Below are 14,236 nucleotides of genomic sequence, written 5' to 3'. Positions count from 1 at the left end.
CATGGAGTGGCACAGCGCGGCAGCGGGATTGGCGGCCACCGTGACCGATCCGGACTCGCGGTGGCGCACGCCGGTGGCGAGCATCCCCCGTCACGAGCTGATCCCCCGATGGTGGGAGCGCGGGCCCGGCGGGACGTGGGCCCTCAAAGACGGGGCCGCCGACCCCGAAGCGTGGGAACAGGCGGCGTACTCGAATCTCTCGAAGATCACGCGCGTCGGTCCGCTGCACGCCGACCGATCCGAACCGGGTGAGGCCCCGGAAGGGGGGCCCACTTCGTCCGCGACGCTGCCGAGCCTGGTCGTCCGGATGCTCCGGCACGGGCGGCTGCACGAAGGCATGGACATCCTCGACGTGGGCACCGGCTCCGGCTACTCGGCAGCCCTGCTCGCGCACCGCTTCGGCAGCGCCCGGATCACCAGCGTCGATGTGGACCCGTACCTGACCGAGGCCGCCGCCGAGCGTCTGGAAGGAATGGGACTGCACCCGGCCATCGTCACGGCGGACGCCACCGGCCCGCTGCCCGGCCGGTTCGACCGGATCGTCTCCATGGTGTCCGTGAACCCCCTCCCCGCGTCCTGGCTCGCCGCCCTGCGGCCCGGCGGACGGCTGGTGACGGTGATCTCCCGAACCTCCATGATCGTCACTGCCTGGAAAACCGAGGACGGCGGAGCGGCCGGGACCACCGCCCGTGACTGGGCCGGATTCATGAACACCCGCCACGGCCCGGACTACCCGCCGGGCGTCGTGTCACGGTTCGCCGACCGGATCGACCAGGACGGTGAAGAGATCAGCACCGGCCGGTACCCGGTCCTCGACGTGGACGAGGCCTGGGAGGTGCGATCCACGCTGGAGCTGCGGGCTCCCGGCACCGAATGCGCCTACCGCGAAGACGAGAGCGGCCTGCGAACGGCGTGGCTGGTCCATCCGGACGGCTCATGGGCGCGCGCCAGCGGAGGCAAGGGCCGGCCCCCCACCGTCCACCAGAGCGGACCCCGGCGCCTGTGGGATGTCCTGGACCGCATCCGCAACCGCCTCAACACGATGGGCGGTCTGCCGGTCTACGGCGTGCCACTGACCATCACGCCCGAGGGCACCATCCATCTGTCCAGAGGCCGGTGGAAAGCCACCATCCGCTAGCTCCGAAAGGCCCGCACCGACAGACGCCCGGAGCTGCCGAAAAGGCCCCCCGTCCTGGCAAAGCGCCAGGCCGGAGGGCCTTTGCGTCGGTCGACCGACGGACGAGTCGACCTGTACGCCGGGTACAGGTCGGCTACTAAGCCGACCACTCGCCTGAGCTGCACAAAGAACCGCCTCAACTCCTTCGCCCCGGAGCTGAGGCGGTTCTGAGGCGGTTTTTCAATGATCCGCGTCGTCGGGGTCCTCGCCCCTCGCCCAGGCGGCCAGAGCGGCGAGCCCGCGACGCCCGGCCTTCGGCATGAAGTGCACGTACGTCCGCAGCGTGAACGCTGGGTCCGAGTGCCCCAACCACTGTGCCAGCTTCGTGATGGTCTCGCCACCAGCCAGGACGACGCTCGCGAAGGTGTGCCTCGTGACGTGGAACCCCTCCTCACGCGGCATGTTCCAGTGGATGCGGACGAGAGGTCGCTTCCCAGGGCGCTCGATCTTCTCGACTTCGGGAGGCTCAATGATCCCGGCGGCGGCCAGCGCTGGCTTCCACTGCTTGTCATCGAACGACGCCCGGTTGATCGCGTTGCCGCGCGGTGTCGTACAGATCAGCAGAACCGTGCGCAACGGGCGGTCCTCCCACGCCATGTTGGGGCGGTCCGGGTCCACCCAGGGCAGCGTCACCTCGACGGGCGGAAACTCCTTCATATGGGCCTTCACGGCCTCAGCCAACGCGGCCGGGCACGGGCCGACTCGGGTCTTGTTGCCCTTCGGCGGGGCGAAGGCCAGCCCCCGCGAGGTCTTGATGACCTGGCGCTCGATATGCAGCTCCTCGCCGTCGAGATCGCCGGGTGACAGCCCAAACGCCTCCCCTTGCCGCACGCCCGACATGACCGCTTCATCCACCAGCACGCGGTACCGCCGCCCCAGGTTCGCACGCACAGCCTCCACTCTCTTCCGCGGCCACGCCTTCGCCTTGCTCTTCGGGACAGCAGGCGCCTTCAGCTCGGGGTCACGGAACGGGTTCGCGGGTATTCGCTTGGCTGCCTTCGCGGCTTGCATGATCTTGGAGAAGTGGCGCCATGTCACACGGATCGTGCTGACGTCGATGTCCTGCTCCGCCTGCGTCACCCACCATTTGATTTCGTCAGGCCCGATCTTGGCGAGAGGCATCGCGCCCATGTGCGGCAGGATGTGCCCGAAGATGCGTGTGGCCATGGACTCCTTGGTCGTCGGAGGGATCCGTACGGTGGGCCACCAGGTTTGGCGTACGTACTGCTCCAGCGTGATCATGCCGTTGCGGGGGTCGTAGAAGTCCCCGCGGGCCGAGTCCGCACCCGCCGTCTTCAACCAGGACTTGGCCGCATCGGCCGTGTCGAACGACCTGGATCTGACGCCAGGGATGCCAGCCACCCGGTAGCGCTTGGTCTTCGACCCCCACAGCTTCGTGCGCTCCCGCTTCCCGGTCTTGGGGTTCACACGCTTCTTCAGCCAGCGATCTTCGATCCAGCCTGCCATGCCGGCCACCCCTCCCCTTTCAGATCATTTAGCCGGACCTCGACCAGTCGCTCCGTGACGCCGAGCTCAGCCGCGACGGTTGGCAGGTCCGGTGCCCACTGCGCGACCTGGCAGAGATCCGATATGGCGATGAGTTTCCGTGCTGCCTTCAGGTCGGCCCGGCGCTCCTGGCGCAGCGCCGTGAGCTGATCGCGGTCCATACAGCCGGTGTCGCCAGCTAGGACATGTTCGACTTCATGAGCCAGGACGCAACGCTCTTGTACGGGGCTCAGCCCGGTGGCTACGACCACCCGTCCGTGGTCTGCTGACCATGCACCCCAGGTGTCCCGGAGCCAGGTGTAGACCACGGGTATACCGAGCGAGTCGAGTACCGAGGCGGGGTCGTACAGCCGTCCCGCTTGCGTGGTGACGTGGATCCGTGCAACAGGCATACGCCCCCCAAGTGCGGAGTCTGAGCGTGGGAAGCGCGCCAGTTGTGCATCTTGTGTACCGGAGATGTGGAAGCAATGGAAGGAAACGAAAGGAAAGTATTTACTTCCTGGGCAGGTCGGCGGTTTCCAGGGCAACACCGACCAGCCGATGGGTGATCGAGCCATCGGCAGTGGCGCGTTCGTAGACGTCGGGCAGCCGGAGACGGTTGTACGCCTGTCAGGCGTCGCGACCCATCGCCTCAAAGATCCGATCCGCATCGTCCTGCGGAACGCCCTCTCCGGCCGCATGCGGCCGGTAGGCCGCGAGACCGTACGCCGCGGACACATCCCGCTCCGACGGGACAGACTCCACAAGCTGCTGCGCCAGCCGGTCGAAGCGATCACGCATGCCAGGATCCGCGCCGGCCGCGACGGCCGTGCGACTGAACTCGTACACCTTCGGCAGCAGCTCAAGGGCGTGCGCTCGCGGTGACGCCGGAGCCGCCTGACCGAGCACGCTTCGAGGGTCTTCGCCCTGGAGGATCCGGTCGGCGTCGCCTGCAGCCCATCCGAGAGCCGCGACTGCCGCTTCAAGCGTCGGAGGCTTCTCCCCGCGCTTCGGCACGACGCCCCGCTCAATGCTCCCGAGAGTGCGAGTCGTGATCTTGGCGCCGCGCTCCACTACTCGCTGCGCGAGTTCTTCTCGGCTCAGCCCTTGACGCTGCCGGTCGTCTCGGATGGCGCGGCCGAGCGCCTCCCACGCCCGGGGGTCGTGGTTCATCGCAGCGTCCACCCTTCCACGGGCAACAAGAAACAACAGCAGGAAACAACGTACCAATGGGTCCGCCGGTCCGACAGCCGGGTTCAAGCCTCCGACCTGCTTGTTTCCACTTTCTTCCTCCTCCTTCCCGTCACCTCTTGCCTAGCTGCCGTTTCTTTCCTAATCTTTCCACTATGCAGGCGCAGGGATCCACCATCCGGCGCCAGCGCGAGGAGAGCGGCTACGGGCTGACGGCATTCGCCAGGCACATCGGCATCTCCCCCGGCTGGCTCTCCCGAATCGAACGCGGCAAAGCCAAACCCAGCCCTGACGTCCTTCGACGGATCGCCGTCGCTCTCTCAGAGGAGCAGGCGGCCAGGGCCGCGATCACCCAGATCGCGCGACACGAAGCAGAGGCACCCGATGTCCGATAGCTCCCCCCACCTGACCGTGGAGCAGCTCGCTGCCCGGTGGCAGGTGACGAAGCAGGCCATCTACACCATGCGCCACCGCGGCACGGCGCCGCGCGGGTTCAAGACCGGCTTGGTCCTCCGTTTTCCGCTCCAGGAGGTCCTGGCCTGGGAAGCGGATCGCCTGGCCGGAGACACGCTCTCCGCTCGGGCTACCGCCCCGGAGACCCGCGCGCCGGAGCCGCGTCGCTCTCGCCGGCGCTCCGCGCCGCGCGCGGCTCTCCCGCGCACCTGATCTCGCTGCCGTTCCCGATGCGAGTCGGGGCCGCGCCGGCTGGACCCGGTCGCGACCCCTGGGGCTCGCCTCACCAATCCAGAAATGAGGCTCCCGTGATCACACAGACTACGTCCCCGCCGGATGCTGCCGACGCGCAGCGCCGCGGGCACCTGGCCGCCTTGGCGGTGGCCGAGCAGATCCTCACGCTCAGCCCGGCCATCCCCACCACGATCACCACGCATAGCACGAAGCAGGCCGCAGCGCAGTCGAGCGTGGAGGCGTACTTCCACCAGTCGGCCGAGGGCGTGGCGTCGCTGGCGCAGGCGCTCGGCACGGCGGCCAAGACCACGCCGTTCCGGCCCGGCGATCCGCGTCCGTATGTGGAGATGGACGCGGTCGTGGCCGGGGTGCCGGTGAAGGCGTGGGCCCTGCTGGACATCCCGGGCCCGGCCGTCGCGATGCCTGAGCCGTACGCCTGCGCTTGGTGCGGGATTTCACTCCCGCACGGCATTCAGCACGGGGTGGGTGTCGGTGGTCACGGGTGGGTGCGGCCGTCTGATGCGCAGATCCTGGCCCGTATGAAGGCGCGTCGCGCGGCCCGGCGAGGGGGTGCCGACCGTGGCTGAGGCGACGCCCGTTGACGGGCCGTTCCGTATCTCCGTCGAGCGCATCCCGGCCGGGGTCACGCTGGACGTGAGCCCCTTCATCGAGGCGCTGCTCCTCAGCCTGGTCACCGACCACGCCGACGCGCTCGCCGACATCCTCGGCGAGCAGGCCGACGCCCGGCCGTACGACGGTCACCGGGCCGAGTCCCTGCTCGTCGAGCAGCTGCTCGACGAGGTGTCCACTCGCATCCCGGTCTACGGGCAGCAGTGCCTCGCGCTGGCGGAGAGCATCCGGGCTGCGGCCGGTCTGCGGGGTGCGGCGTGAGTGCTCGTACCTACCGCGACGGTGAGCACACCATGTGCGGACACTGCGACTTGATCGCCGAGACGCTGACGGCTGAGACCGCACGTATCTACCCGGAATTGCGGGCGGAGTTCGAGGTCGGTGAGCCGTTGTGCTGCGGTGAGGCGGCGGCGGCTTGGCGGGCCGAGCGTGGCCGGTCGGGTGGTGCGGCATGAGCGCCCGTTCCCCTCTTTCCCCTGAGCAGCGCGCCGCGCTGGCAGCCCACCTCGCCGATGCGAAGCCGGCCCGCGCCGACCTCGTCGTCTCGCTCGGTGGGTCCGCCAACAACGTCCGCGAGCACGAGCACCCGCCGTGGGAGGACCTCTACTGCCTGAACCTCCTCTCGTACATGGGCGAACGGATGGCGCCGGTCCTGCGGCGGCTGCTCGATGCCGAGTCGGAGGCGGAGCGCTACCGCATCGCCTGGCGCATGGCGCGCACTCGCGCGCTCTCCGCTGGCGGGGCGGCCGATCGGTACGCGGCCCGTGCCCGAGAGTTGCAGACGGCCGTGCAGGACATGTTCGGGGCTTCGATCGCCGTGCAGATGGAGCGCAACGAGCTGCGGGACCGTGTCGCCGAGCTGGAGCAGCAGACCGCCACCGATCACGCTGAGATCCTGCGAGAGGAGGCGCGGCGCCTGCGTGGCCTGGCCGACGAGATGCCCGAGGTCGGCCGCGCGCGGCAGGCCGAGGGCCTGTACCGCGCCGCCCTGGTGCTGGAGGAGCGCGCCGACGAGGCCGGGAAGGACACCCGCAAGGGCGAGTCCACCCGCATTCCCACGTCCGGCGGCGCCGAGGTCGTCGTCACACCGTGCCCGAAGGTGTACGAGCCGGGCGCCGCCAAGGCGGAGTGCAGCGGGTGCGGTCAGGGGTGCTACTCCCCGAGGGCCGGTGCGGCTGAGCAGTGGGCGCGGAGCCATGCGGGAGCGTGCGGCGAGTCGGCGGTCGGGAAGGACACCCGCGCGCCGGGCGAGTCCACCCGCGCCGAGGTCGTCGCCGAGCGGGACGCGCAGATCATCGCGTGGCTGGTGAAGAAGGCGCGCGAGTACAGGTCGACCGGTAGCCGCCAGCACGCCTTGCAGGCGGAGGCCATCGAGGGCATGGCGTCCAAGATCCAGCGGGGCGCGGTCCGGCCGGGCAACCTCGGAGGCGCCCGCTCGTACTGGGAGACCATCGCCAACGCCCTCAACGCCGCAAACGACGCAGGCATGCACGTGGGCATCGACCTCGACGGCACCCTCACCGACCGCGACGAGTGGTCCGTGGTGTGGGACCGGGCGGCGGAGCGGTGGCAGGTCGAGCCGTACGACGAGGACGCGCCGACGAGCCCAGCGACCTGCGGCCGGTGCCGCCAACTGTTCGACCCCGAGGACACCCGTTTCGACGGCCGCGCCCGGCACAACGACAGTCCGTTCTGCCGCAGTTGCGTCGACTCCTGCCGCGAGGCCCTCGACGCGTTCCATCGGTGTGCCGTCTGCCGCGCGCCCGAGGGAGGTGACGTCCGATGACCCGCACTGTATTCGCGGAGGCCGCCGAGACGATCGTGAGGAACGGCCACGGCAAGGACGACTACTACGACACCACGGCAGTGGCGGAGACACCGCAGGAAAGCCCCGTGTGCCTGCTGGGTGCCCTGTCCCTCCACCTGTTCGGCACCCCTCTCCCTCCGTGGATGCCAGGAGACGAGCCCAGCGAGCTGGAGACCTACGCCGTCCTTGTCGCAGGCCACCTCGGCCTGCCGGTGGAAGACATGCGGGACGGCGCGCAGGTTGCGGTGTCGAACTGGAACGACGCGGAGGAGCGCACGGCGGACGAGGTCATCGCTGCCCTGCGTGCGCTCGCCGAAAGCGGTGAGCGGTGATGGCGGTCCGTGTGCTGCCGCAGCAGCAGCGGGCGGCCCTGGTGGCCATGGCCAACGGGCTGTCCGTAGGAGAAACGGCGCGGCGCCTGTGCCTGGCCCCCGCCACGATCAAGAGCCACCGCCGCCTGCTGTACCGGCGGCTGGGCGCCCGTTGCAGTGCGCACGCCGTGGCGACGGCGATCCGTGTCGGGCTTCTGGACGTGGCTGACGTGCAGGAGCCGGCGGGGGGTGAGCGTCCGTGAAGCGCTCCGCTGATGCCGCGTTCTCCCTGGCCAGCGTGCGCTGCGCCGCGTCGGAGAACCCGCTGGTGTTCATGTTCGCCTACGACACCGCGCGCGACTTGGTGGCGGCCGGCGGTGACGTCGACCTTATGTGGCGCGATGTCCTGCGTGTCCAGCCCGCGGCGGCAATCGCCGGGGTCATTGAGGGTCTGGCTTCCACCCGCGACGTTCCGCCGCAGTTGGGAGGTGGCTGGTGAGCACGTTCTCCGGCGGCGGCCACTGGCGCCGCCCCAGCGACTGCGGCCAGGCCCGGTCGCTGCGTGAGGCGCAGGACCGCGCCGCTTTCGACCACGACCCGGGGTCGGGCTGTTCCCTGCTGCTCCTGCTGACCGCTGTGGTCGCCGTGGTCTTGGGGGTGTTCGCCGGATGAGCACCGTGTCCGAGACGAAGCGCCGCCAGCTGCTGGCCGCCTCGGTCGTCCGCCAGCCGGGCGAGTGGACCACCCGGCGGGTGCTGCGCCTGTACCGCTCTGCCGGTTGGCCCGCCCCGCTTTCCCGTACGGCGCGCCGTGACCTGGCCCGCCTCCACCGTGACGGCCTCCTCGCCCTGCACGAGACGCCTGGCCGCCGCTACTACACCCGCAAGGACGGTGTCCGATGACGACGACCCAACCCATGACCGTCGCCGACCTCGCGAGCCTCGCGTTCAGCAAGTTGACGGCCGCAGCCGAGTCTCAGGGCGACGAGATGTTCGACAAGCACCGGGACGAGTTCCTCGGCTTTGCCCGCGGTACGGCCCGTATGACCCTGGGTGAGGAGGCCGCCGCCCTGCTGGACTGGCAGTACACCGGCACGGCCGAGCTGCCGGAGGGCGTCGAACAGGCCACGGCCCGCCTCGGCGAGGGACGCAGCGAGTACCTGCGGTACCGCATCACCGACGGCGACGAGTCGACGTTCGTCCTGGTGCAGCCGTGCGGCGCGTGCGGGCGCGAACAGATCGACGAGGTCGGTGGTCTGGCCCACCTCGGCGCGCTGCTCGACACAGCCGCAGAACTGGCCAAGGCCGCTCGGGGCGGTGACGGGCGATGACCGAGTGCTCCGAGATCGCCGAGCGGTTCGCCCGCGACACGGCCCGGCTTGAGATGACCGTCCTGCGCGTCGACGGGCTGTACCGGCACCTGCGGTTTTCCACCCCCGAGCAGGGCCGTATCGGCCCCTTCGAGCTGATCACGTGGCCGTACAACCTCGTCGTCAAGGCGGGCTGGGTCTTCCACTTCGACATCGACGCGACCGAGGACATGTTCGCCCTGTTCCGGCGCACCGCCTTCAGCGGCGAGATCAACCCCGGCTACTGGTCGGAGAAGGTCCGCGCTGGCCGCGACGAGGTCGAGGGCTTCGACCCGGAACTGTTCGAGCGGCAGGTCAAGCAGTACGTCGTCCACTCCATCCGCGAGGGTGAGGCCCCGCGCGGCATCGGCGCCGAAGTCACCCGCGAGATTTTCGAACTGGCCGACATCAGCCACGAGACGGGTGCCCGCGCGGCATTGGCGGACTTCCGTTACGACGGCTGGGACTTCGGTGACCTGTCGGAGTGGGACTTCAGCGACTACACGCCCGGCTTCCTGCACTGCTGCCACGCGATCCGCCGCGGCATCGACCTGTGGGACGCCGCGAAGGCGGTGGCCGCGTGAACGCCGAGCAGTGGAACGCAAAGCACCCCGTCGGTACTCGCGTAGCAGCCTTCCCCGCCACGCGTGACGAGCAGCCTCTGCTCACCCGCACCCGCACTCCGGCTTGGACGCTTGGTCACGGCGTGGCCGTCGTCTCGGTCGAGGGCTGCGCGGGCGGCATCCTCCTCACCCACATCGACGTGACGGGTGAGCAGGAGGCGCGCCGTGGCTGACGACCGCCTCGCACAAATCAAGAACCACATCGAGGCCGGGGTGTTCCTCGCCGATACCCGCTGGCTGATCGCGCAGTTGGAGAGGTACGTCGGCACGGAGCCGACGGTGGCCGAGGAGATGTCCTACCTCAGCAGCTGCCTCGATGCCGTGCGCGCCGTATGCGACCAGGCGCGCCAGGCGGCGCGGCGTGGAGATCAGCCGATGCCCGTGCCGGAGTGGGTGGCGGCAGTCGAGCAGGCCGCCAACGGCGAACGTTCCGCCGACCCGGCCGACCGGCGCCGCCGTATCTACATCGACGGCAAGGGACGTGCCTGGATGAGCCAGGACACCGACCCGGTGAAAGGCGAGCTGATTGCTCCCTTCGACACCAACCCCTTCGACGACGGGGAGCCTACGGAGGCAGTCCGGGCGCGTACCGGCGGCCTCCGCGAGATCGGGAGGATCTGGTGACGACTACCCTGCCGGCCGGGGCTTCGGCCCCGGCCGCCGGGCCCGTCACCGGGCCCGGCCTGTACGACCTGACCGCTGACGAGTACCACGCCGATCCGGTGCCGGGCGGCTCCCTGTCCTCGTCGGGTGCCCGCAAGCTGTTGCCTCCGTCCTGCCCGGCGCTCTTCCGGCACGAGCAGGACAACCCGCCGCCGCCGAAGGCCACGTTCGACTTCGGGCACGCCGCGCACCGCCTGGTCCTCGACGCCGGCCCCGAGCTGGTGCCGCTGGACTTCGACGACTGGCGTACGTCGGCTGCTCGGGACGAGCGCGAAGCGGTCCGCGAGAGCGGTGCCATGCCGCTTCTGCGCAAGGACTACGACGTGGTCCAGGCCATGGCGAATGCCCTGTGGCAGCACCCGGTCGCGCGGAAGCTGTTCGAGCCCGGCAGCGGCACGCCGGAGTCCGCGCTCGTGTGGCGGGACGGCCCGACCGGCGTCATGCGGCGCGCCCTGCTGGACTGGCGTCCCGCGCCGGGCCCTGGCCGCATGGTCATCCCCGACTACAAGACCACTCGGTCCGCCGAACCCGCCGCGCTGCAACGGGCGATGCACGAGTACGGCTACCACCAGCAAGCCGACTGGTACCGCTCCGGATGCCGCGCCCTCGGCCTGGCCGGGGACGACGCCCAGTTCGTGTTCGTGTGCCAGGAGAAGACGCCGCCGTACCTGGTGACCGTCTACCAGCCCAGCGCCATGGCGATGCGCATCGGCGCCGCCCGCAACCGGCGCGCCATCGAGACGTACGCCGAGTGCGTCGAGACCGGCCGTTGGCCCGGCTACAGCGACGACATCGCCTACCTCTCCCTTCCCCCGTACGCGGAGATTCGCGACTCCGAGGAGTACCTGTGAACCAGTACCAGCAGATCGAGCGTATGAGTCCGGCGGGGGCGCCGACTCGCATCGGCCAGGGGACTGCGGTGGAGCAGTCCCGCGCGGTGGCCGAGGTGCAGGCGGCGATCGTCGTGGCGCAGCAGTGCCCTCGCAACATCCAGGCCGCCATCGACGAGATGCGTCAGTCGTGCAAGCAGAAGTACCTGGCTGAGCGCGCGTTCTTCCGCTTCCCCCGCGCAGGCAAGACGGTGTCCGGCCCGTCCGTCCACCTTGCCCGAGAGCTGGCGCGCTGCTGGGGCAACGTGCAGTACGGGTTGGTCGAGATGCGCCGCGACGACGAGTTCGCGCAGTCGGAAATGCAGGCGTTTGCCTGGGATGTCGAGAAGAACTCGCGCAACAGCAGCACCTTCATCGTCCCGCACCTGCGGGACACCAAGGACAACGGTCCCGTGCCCTTGAAGGAGCTGCGGGACATCTACGAGAACAACGCCAACAACGGGGCCCGCCGCATCCGGGAGGCGATCTTCGCGATTCTGCCGCCCTGGTTCGTGGAGGAGGCCAAGAACCTGTGCGAGCAGACCCTGCGCGACGGCGGCGGCAAGTCCTTGAACGTGCGGGTGGCCGACGCTATCCGCGCCTTCGAGGGGATCGGCGTCACCTCGGACCGCATCGAGACCAAGCTCGGCCGGTCCTCGGCGAAGTGGACCGAGCACGACGTGGCCCAGCTGCAGGTCATCTTTCAGTCCATCCAGCGCGGCGAGGTCACCGCCGAGGACGAGTTCCCCGCGCCGCGCGTCACGGCCGACGAAATCACCGGGGGCCAGGCTGTCCCGGGGGCGACGTCATGACCCGCCTGCTGGACGCTCCGCGCGACGCGGTCACCGGGTGGCAGCTGCTCGGGGCTTGCCGGGCGGAGGACCCGGAGCTGTTCTACCCGGTCGGGTATGCCGGCCCTGCGAAGGCGCAGATCGCTGACGCCAAGGCCGTGTGCAGCCGCTGTCCGGTGATGCGCATCTGCCAGGACTGGGCCCTCGCCACCGGCGAGGAGTGGGGGGTGTGGGGCGGCCTCTCGGAGGCCGAGCGCCGCAACATTCGCCGCCACAGGGCCCGGACGGGGGCCGGACGATGACCTGGGCCGCGGTGCTCGCCGCATTCCCCGGCGCGCTGTTCGCCGCCCTCGTCGACCGTGTCCTGCGCCCGGCCCCCGCGGCGCCCGTACGCGGCGCTCACCGCCGCGCCGCGGCCGCGCGCGCCGCCGACACCGCGGTGTTCGAGGAGATCCCGCCCGGCGCTCGGTGGCTCGTCTGCGACACCACCACCTGCGCCCACCTCACCACCCGCCACGTGCTGGACGGCAGCGATTACCGCTGCACCAGCTGCAACACGATCAAGGGGGACCTGTGACCATTCCCAAGCCGGAAACGACCATGGTCGCCATCGACGGAAGCGATGCGCTGGCCTTCGTCATCATCCGCCCCGGCAGCGCCGAGGGCAGCGTCAGCATCGAGTCCGGCGCTCAGGGCATGAGCAAGCAGGCCGCGGCCTACGTCCTGCGCCAGGTGGCCGACCTCTTCGAAGCCGAGGCCGGCCGATGAGCGCCTTCGACTGGATGGACGAGGCGCTGTGCGCCCAGACCGACCCCGCGCTGTTCCACCCCGACAGGGACGGCAGCTACAGCACCGCCGCCAAGGTCTGCGGCTCGTGCCCGGTGCGCGAGCAATGCGCGCAGCACGCCGAGCGGCTGGAGGGCGGTGTGTCCCGTGCGCTGCGGCACGGCCTGTGGGCTGGGCACACGCCGAACGCCCGTGCCAAGCAGGCCGCCGCTGAGCTGGCGGAAGACCAGGAGACCGACGTCCGCGACAGCCTGATCCGCCGGCTGCACCAGCGCGGCGGGATGACCATCGCGCAAATCGGTGCAGAGGTCGGATGCACCGCCCGGACCGTCCACCGCGTCCTGACCCGAAGGGCGGCGGCATGAACGAGCGCCCACACGGCTACGCCCGGTACCGGCTGGACGGCTGCCGCTGCTACGTCTGCGCCTTCGCCCGCAGCCAGTACGACGACAACCGCAACCGCGCCATCGTCTACGGCACGTGGCACCCCTGGGCCGACGCCGAGCCCGTCCGCATCCACATCCGCCACCTGCAGTCCTGCAGCATGGGCCTGCGGGCCATCGCCGCGGCGGCGGACGTGGACCGCAAACGCCTCCAGGCAATCATCACCGGGCGCCCGGAGCGCGGCACCGGGCCACAGGAGAAGGTACGTCCGGCGCTGGCCGCAGCCGTCCTCGCCGTCGAGCCCACCCTCGACAACCTGCCAGCCTGCACCGTCATCGGCGCCACCGGCACCGCCCGCCGGCTGCAGGCCCTCATCGCCGCGGGCTGGCCGCAGCACCACCTGGCCGTCCGGCTCGGCATGAGCGACGCCAACTTCGCCACGACCCTGCACCGACAACGCGTAGTGGTCCGCACCGTACGGGCAGTACGCGGCCTGTACGACGCGCTGTGGCGCGCCGACCCGCGCGAGCACGGCGTCGGCGCCCAGCCGTACAACCGGGCCCGAGCGCAGGCCGCGGCCACCGGTTGGGCTCCGGTGGGCGCGTGGGACGACGACACGATCGACGATCCAGCGGCCTTCCCCGACTGGACCGGCCGGTGCGGCACCCCCTCCGGGCCGGAAGCGCACCGGCGCCTGGCGCAGCCGGTGTGCGATCCGTGCCGCGTCGCCCGCACCGCCGCACGGCGAGAGGCCGGGGCCGCGGCATGACCCCTACACAGCAGCCCCGCCACCCGGTACCCGACCACATCCCCGACCACCTGCACGAGGCATTCGCTACCACCGCAGGCCGCGCCGTCCCCGAGCACAGCCCGTTCCAACTCGGCGACGCCGTCCAGCGGCACGGCTTCCCCGGCAACCTGCCCGGGCACGCCCAGACCGGCTTCCGCGGCTGGGTCGTCGCCACCGTCGGCGCCACCATCCTCACCGGCATCACCACAACCGGCGAGGAGTGGTGGGAGTACTGGGGCAAGCTGAGTCCGGACGGCCAGCCCGTCGACCCCGGGGGCTGGTGCACCTGCTGCCGCGACGCCAGGCGTGCGCTCAACGCCAGGCAACGAGCGACGAGCGGCGAACAGCTCGGCCTGTTCGGCGAGGTCGCGTCATGACCGCCGCTCCCCGGCCGTGCGACGCGCTCGGCGACCACACCGGCCCGGTCCGGCTCTACCCCTGCGGCCGCCGCTGCTCGGCACACGCCCCCTGGGCGGCCGCCGGACACCCCGAGCCGCAGCCCGGCCCCGGCGCCCCCGCCGGCGCCTGGACCACCCCGTCCCCGCAGTCCGCATCCGCGCTCATCGACGCCCGCGCCATCGCCTCCGGCAAACGCCGCTCCAGCCCGCACACCTACCGCGCGGCTCAGGCCGCGGTCGCCAAGACGGCGGCTACGACTTCCTGAAGGCGCCCGACTACAAGACCTCACCCTTCA

The 14,236-nt window shown here is 70.6% G+C and carries 28 protein-coding genes; 25 read left to right on the top strand and 3 right to left on the bottom strand.

The window, feature by feature from the left end; genetic code table 11:
* The first annotated feature begins 1 nt into the window (after position 1).
* Complete coding sequence (locus CP984_RS29260; protein ID WP_003981156.1) at positions 2-1,138, top strand: methyltransferase domain-containing protein; 1,137 nt, start codon at positions 2-4, stop codon at positions 1,136-1,138.
* Between the two features lie 219 nt (positions 1,139-1,357).
* Here the strand turns inward: CP984_RS29260 and CP984_RS29255 are convergent, their stop codons facing one another.
* The 3 genes from CP984_RS29255 to CP984_RS41525 all read right to left on the bottom strand — a co-directional run bounded on the left by CP984_RS29255 (position 1,358) and on the right by CP984_RS41525 (position 3,835).
* Entirely contained in the window at positions 1,358-2,644 is a 1,287-nt protein-coding gene (locus CP984_RS29255; protein WP_003981157.1) for a tyrosine-type recombinase/integrase, read from the bottom strand.
* Positions 2,614-3,075 carry an ImmA/IrrE family metallo-endopeptidase gene (locus CP984_RS41530; RefSeq protein ID WP_158182451.1) on the bottom strand — a complete coding sequence of 154 codons (462 nt, stop codon included), beginning with the start codon at positions 3,073-3,075 and terminating at the stop codon, positions 2,614-2,616. Before CP984_RS41530 ends, CP984_RS29255 begins: the two co-directional genes overlap by 31 nt.
* Positions 3,076-3,292: 217 nt before the next feature.
* Positions 3,293-3,835 carry a helix-turn-helix domain-containing protein gene (locus tag CP984_RS41525; protein ID WP_003981159.1) on the bottom strand — a complete coding sequence of 181 codons (543 nt, stop codon included), beginning with the start codon at positions 3,833-3,835 and terminating at the stop codon, positions 3,293-3,295.
* A 173-nt stretch (positions 3,836-4,008) separates the two neighbouring features.
* Between CP984_RS41525 and CP984_RS29245 the strand changes: the two genes are divergently transcribed.
* The 24 genes from CP984_RS29245 (at position 4,009) to CP984_RS29135 (ending at position 14,206) form a co-directional block, all read left to right on the top strand.
* Positions 4,009-4,248 carry a helix-turn-helix domain-containing protein gene (locus tag CP984_RS29245; protein ID WP_100246527.1) on the top strand — a complete coding sequence of 80 codons (240 nt, stop codon included), beginning with the start codon at positions 4,009-4,011 and terminating at the stop codon, positions 4,246-4,248.
* Positions 4,238-4,519, top strand: a complete 282-nt coding sequence (locus tag CP984_RS29240; protein ID WP_003981160.1) for a helix-turn-helix transcriptional regulator — start codon at positions 4,238-4,240, stop codon at positions 4,517-4,519. The genes CP984_RS29245 and CP984_RS29240 overlap by 11 nt, the downstream gene beginning before the upstream one ends.
* 95 nt (positions 4,520-4,614) lie before the next feature.
* Positions 4,615-5,127, top strand: a complete 513-nt coding sequence (locus tag CP984_RS29235) for a hypothetical protein (RefSeq protein ID WP_003981161.1) — start codon at positions 4,615-4,617, stop codon at positions 5,125-5,127.
* The gene (locus tag CP984_RS29230; protein WP_003981162.1) at positions 5,120-5,431 is read left to right on the top strand and encodes a hypothetical protein; all 312 of its coding nucleotides are present in this window, start codon (positions 5,120-5,122) and stop codon (positions 5,429-5,431) included. The genes CP984_RS29235 and CP984_RS29230 overlap by 8 nt, the downstream gene beginning before the upstream one ends.
* On the top strand, positions 5,428-5,625 hold the full coding sequence (locus tag CP984_RS29225) for a hypothetical protein (RefSeq protein WP_032920616.1): 198 nt from the start codon (positions 5,428-5,430) through the stop codon (positions 5,623-5,625). Before CP984_RS29230 ends, CP984_RS29225 begins: the two co-directional genes overlap by 4 nt.
* Complete coding sequence (locus CP984_RS29220; protein WP_003981163.1) at positions 5,622-6,956, top strand: hypothetical protein; 1,335 nt, start codon at positions 5,622-5,624, stop codon at positions 6,954-6,956. The genes CP984_RS29225 and CP984_RS29220 overlap by 4 nt, the downstream gene beginning before the upstream one ends.
* A complete protein-coding gene (locus CP984_RS29215; RefSeq protein WP_003981164.1) occupies positions 6,953-7,309 on the top strand; it encodes a DUF6197 family protein in 357 nt (118 codons plus the stop codon). Before CP984_RS29220 ends, CP984_RS29215 begins: the two co-directional genes overlap by 4 nt.
* Positions 7,309-7,551 carry a response regulator transcription factor gene (locus CP984_RS29210; RefSeq protein WP_003981165.1) on the top strand — a complete coding sequence of 81 codons (243 nt, stop codon included), beginning with the start codon at positions 7,309-7,311 and terminating at the stop codon, positions 7,549-7,551. Before CP984_RS29215 ends, CP984_RS29210 begins: the two co-directional genes overlap by 1 nt.
* On the top strand, positions 7,548-7,787 hold the full coding sequence (locus CP984_RS29205; protein WP_003981166.1) for a hypothetical protein: 240 nt from the start codon (positions 7,548-7,550) through the stop codon (positions 7,785-7,787). Before CP984_RS29210 ends, CP984_RS29205 begins: the two co-directional genes overlap by 4 nt.
* Positions 7,784-7,960: a hypothetical protein gene (locus tag CP984_RS41520; protein WP_156100250.1), complete on the top strand. Its 177-nt coding sequence runs from the start codon at positions 7,784-7,786 to the stop codon at positions 7,958-7,960. Before CP984_RS29205 ends, CP984_RS41520 begins: the two co-directional genes overlap by 4 nt.
* The gene (locus tag CP984_RS29200) at positions 7,957-8,190 is read left to right on the top strand and encodes a hypothetical protein (protein ID WP_003981167.1); all 234 of its coding nucleotides are present in this window, start codon (positions 7,957-7,959) and stop codon (positions 8,188-8,190) included. Before CP984_RS41520 ends, CP984_RS29200 begins: the two co-directional genes overlap by 4 nt.
* Positions 8,187-8,618 carry a DUF6195 family protein gene (locus CP984_RS29195; protein WP_003981168.1) on the top strand — a complete coding sequence of 144 codons (432 nt, stop codon included), beginning with the start codon at positions 8,187-8,189 and terminating at the stop codon, positions 8,616-8,618. The genes CP984_RS29200 and CP984_RS29195 overlap by 4 nt, the downstream gene beginning before the upstream one ends.
* Complete coding sequence (locus CP984_RS29190; protein WP_003981169.1) at positions 8,615-9,220, top strand: hypothetical protein; 606 nt, start codon at positions 8,615-8,617, stop codon at positions 9,218-9,220. Before CP984_RS29195 ends, CP984_RS29190 begins: the two co-directional genes overlap by 4 nt.
* Positions 9,217-9,432, top strand: a complete 216-nt coding sequence (locus CP984_RS29185; RefSeq protein ID WP_003981170.1) for a hypothetical protein — start codon at positions 9,217-9,219, stop codon at positions 9,430-9,432. The genes CP984_RS29190 and CP984_RS29185 overlap by 4 nt, the downstream gene beginning before the upstream one ends.
* Positions 9,425-9,883 (top strand): hypothetical protein, encoded by a 459-nt coding sequence (locus CP984_RS29180; protein ID WP_003981171.1) that lies wholly within the window; start codon positions 9,425-9,427, stop codon positions 9,881-9,883. Before CP984_RS29185 ends, CP984_RS29180 begins: the two co-directional genes overlap by 8 nt.
* On the top strand, positions 9,880-10,773 hold the full coding sequence (locus CP984_RS29175; protein WP_003981173.1) for a PD-(D/E)XK nuclease-like domain-containing protein: 894 nt from the start codon (positions 9,880-9,882) through the stop codon (positions 10,771-10,773). The genes CP984_RS29180 and CP984_RS29175 overlap by 4 nt, the downstream gene beginning before the upstream one ends.
* A complete protein-coding gene (locus CP984_RS29170) occupies positions 10,770-11,603 on the top strand; it encodes a hypothetical protein (RefSeq protein ID WP_003981174.1) in 834 nt (277 codons plus the stop codon). Before CP984_RS29175 ends, CP984_RS29170 begins: the two co-directional genes overlap by 4 nt.
* A complete protein-coding gene (locus CP984_RS29165) occupies positions 11,600-11,884 on the top strand; it encodes a WhiB family transcriptional regulator (RefSeq protein ID WP_003981175.1) in 285 nt (94 codons plus the stop codon). The genes CP984_RS29170 and CP984_RS29165 overlap by 4 nt, the downstream gene beginning before the upstream one ends.
* The gene (locus CP984_RS29160) at positions 11,881-12,159 is read left to right on the top strand and encodes a hypothetical protein (RefSeq protein WP_003981176.1); all 279 of its coding nucleotides are present in this window, start codon (positions 11,881-11,883) and stop codon (positions 12,157-12,159) included. The genes CP984_RS29165 and CP984_RS29160 overlap by 4 nt, the downstream gene beginning before the upstream one ends.
* Positions 12,156-12,350 (top strand): hypothetical protein, encoded by a 195-nt coding sequence (locus CP984_RS29155; RefSeq protein WP_003981177.1) that lies wholly within the window; start codon positions 12,156-12,158, stop codon positions 12,348-12,350. The genes CP984_RS29160 and CP984_RS29155 overlap by 4 nt, the downstream gene beginning before the upstream one ends.
* Positions 12,347-12,733 carry a WhiB family transcriptional regulator gene (locus tag CP984_RS29150; RefSeq protein ID WP_003981178.1) on the top strand — a complete coding sequence of 129 codons (387 nt, stop codon included), beginning with the start codon at positions 12,347-12,349 and terminating at the stop codon, positions 12,731-12,733. Before CP984_RS29155 ends, CP984_RS29150 begins: the two co-directional genes overlap by 4 nt.
* Positions 12,730-13,521, top strand: a complete 792-nt coding sequence (locus CP984_RS29145; protein WP_003981179.1) for a hypothetical protein — start codon at positions 12,730-12,732, stop codon at positions 13,519-13,521. Before CP984_RS29150 ends, CP984_RS29145 begins: the two co-directional genes overlap by 4 nt.
* A complete protein-coding gene (locus tag CP984_RS29140; RefSeq protein WP_003981180.1) occupies positions 13,518-13,919 on the top strand; it encodes a hypothetical protein in 402 nt (133 codons plus the stop codon). The genes CP984_RS29145 and CP984_RS29140 overlap by 4 nt, the downstream gene beginning before the upstream one ends.
* The gene (locus CP984_RS29135; protein WP_003981181.1) at positions 13,916-14,206 is read left to right on the top strand and encodes a hypothetical protein; all 291 of its coding nucleotides are present in this window, start codon (positions 13,916-13,918) and stop codon (positions 14,204-14,206) included. Before CP984_RS29140 ends, CP984_RS29135 begins: the two co-directional genes overlap by 4 nt.
* Positions 14,207-14,236: the final 30 nt, after the last annotated feature.

Source organism: Streptomyces rimosus (assembly GCF_008704655.1).
Classification (GTDB): Bacteria; Actinomycetota; Actinomycetes; order Streptomycetales; family Streptomycetaceae; genus Streptomyces; species Streptomyces rimosus.
The sequence above is the reverse complement of the archived record's forward strand: the minus strand, read 5'-3'. Positions and strand labels throughout refer to the sequence as shown.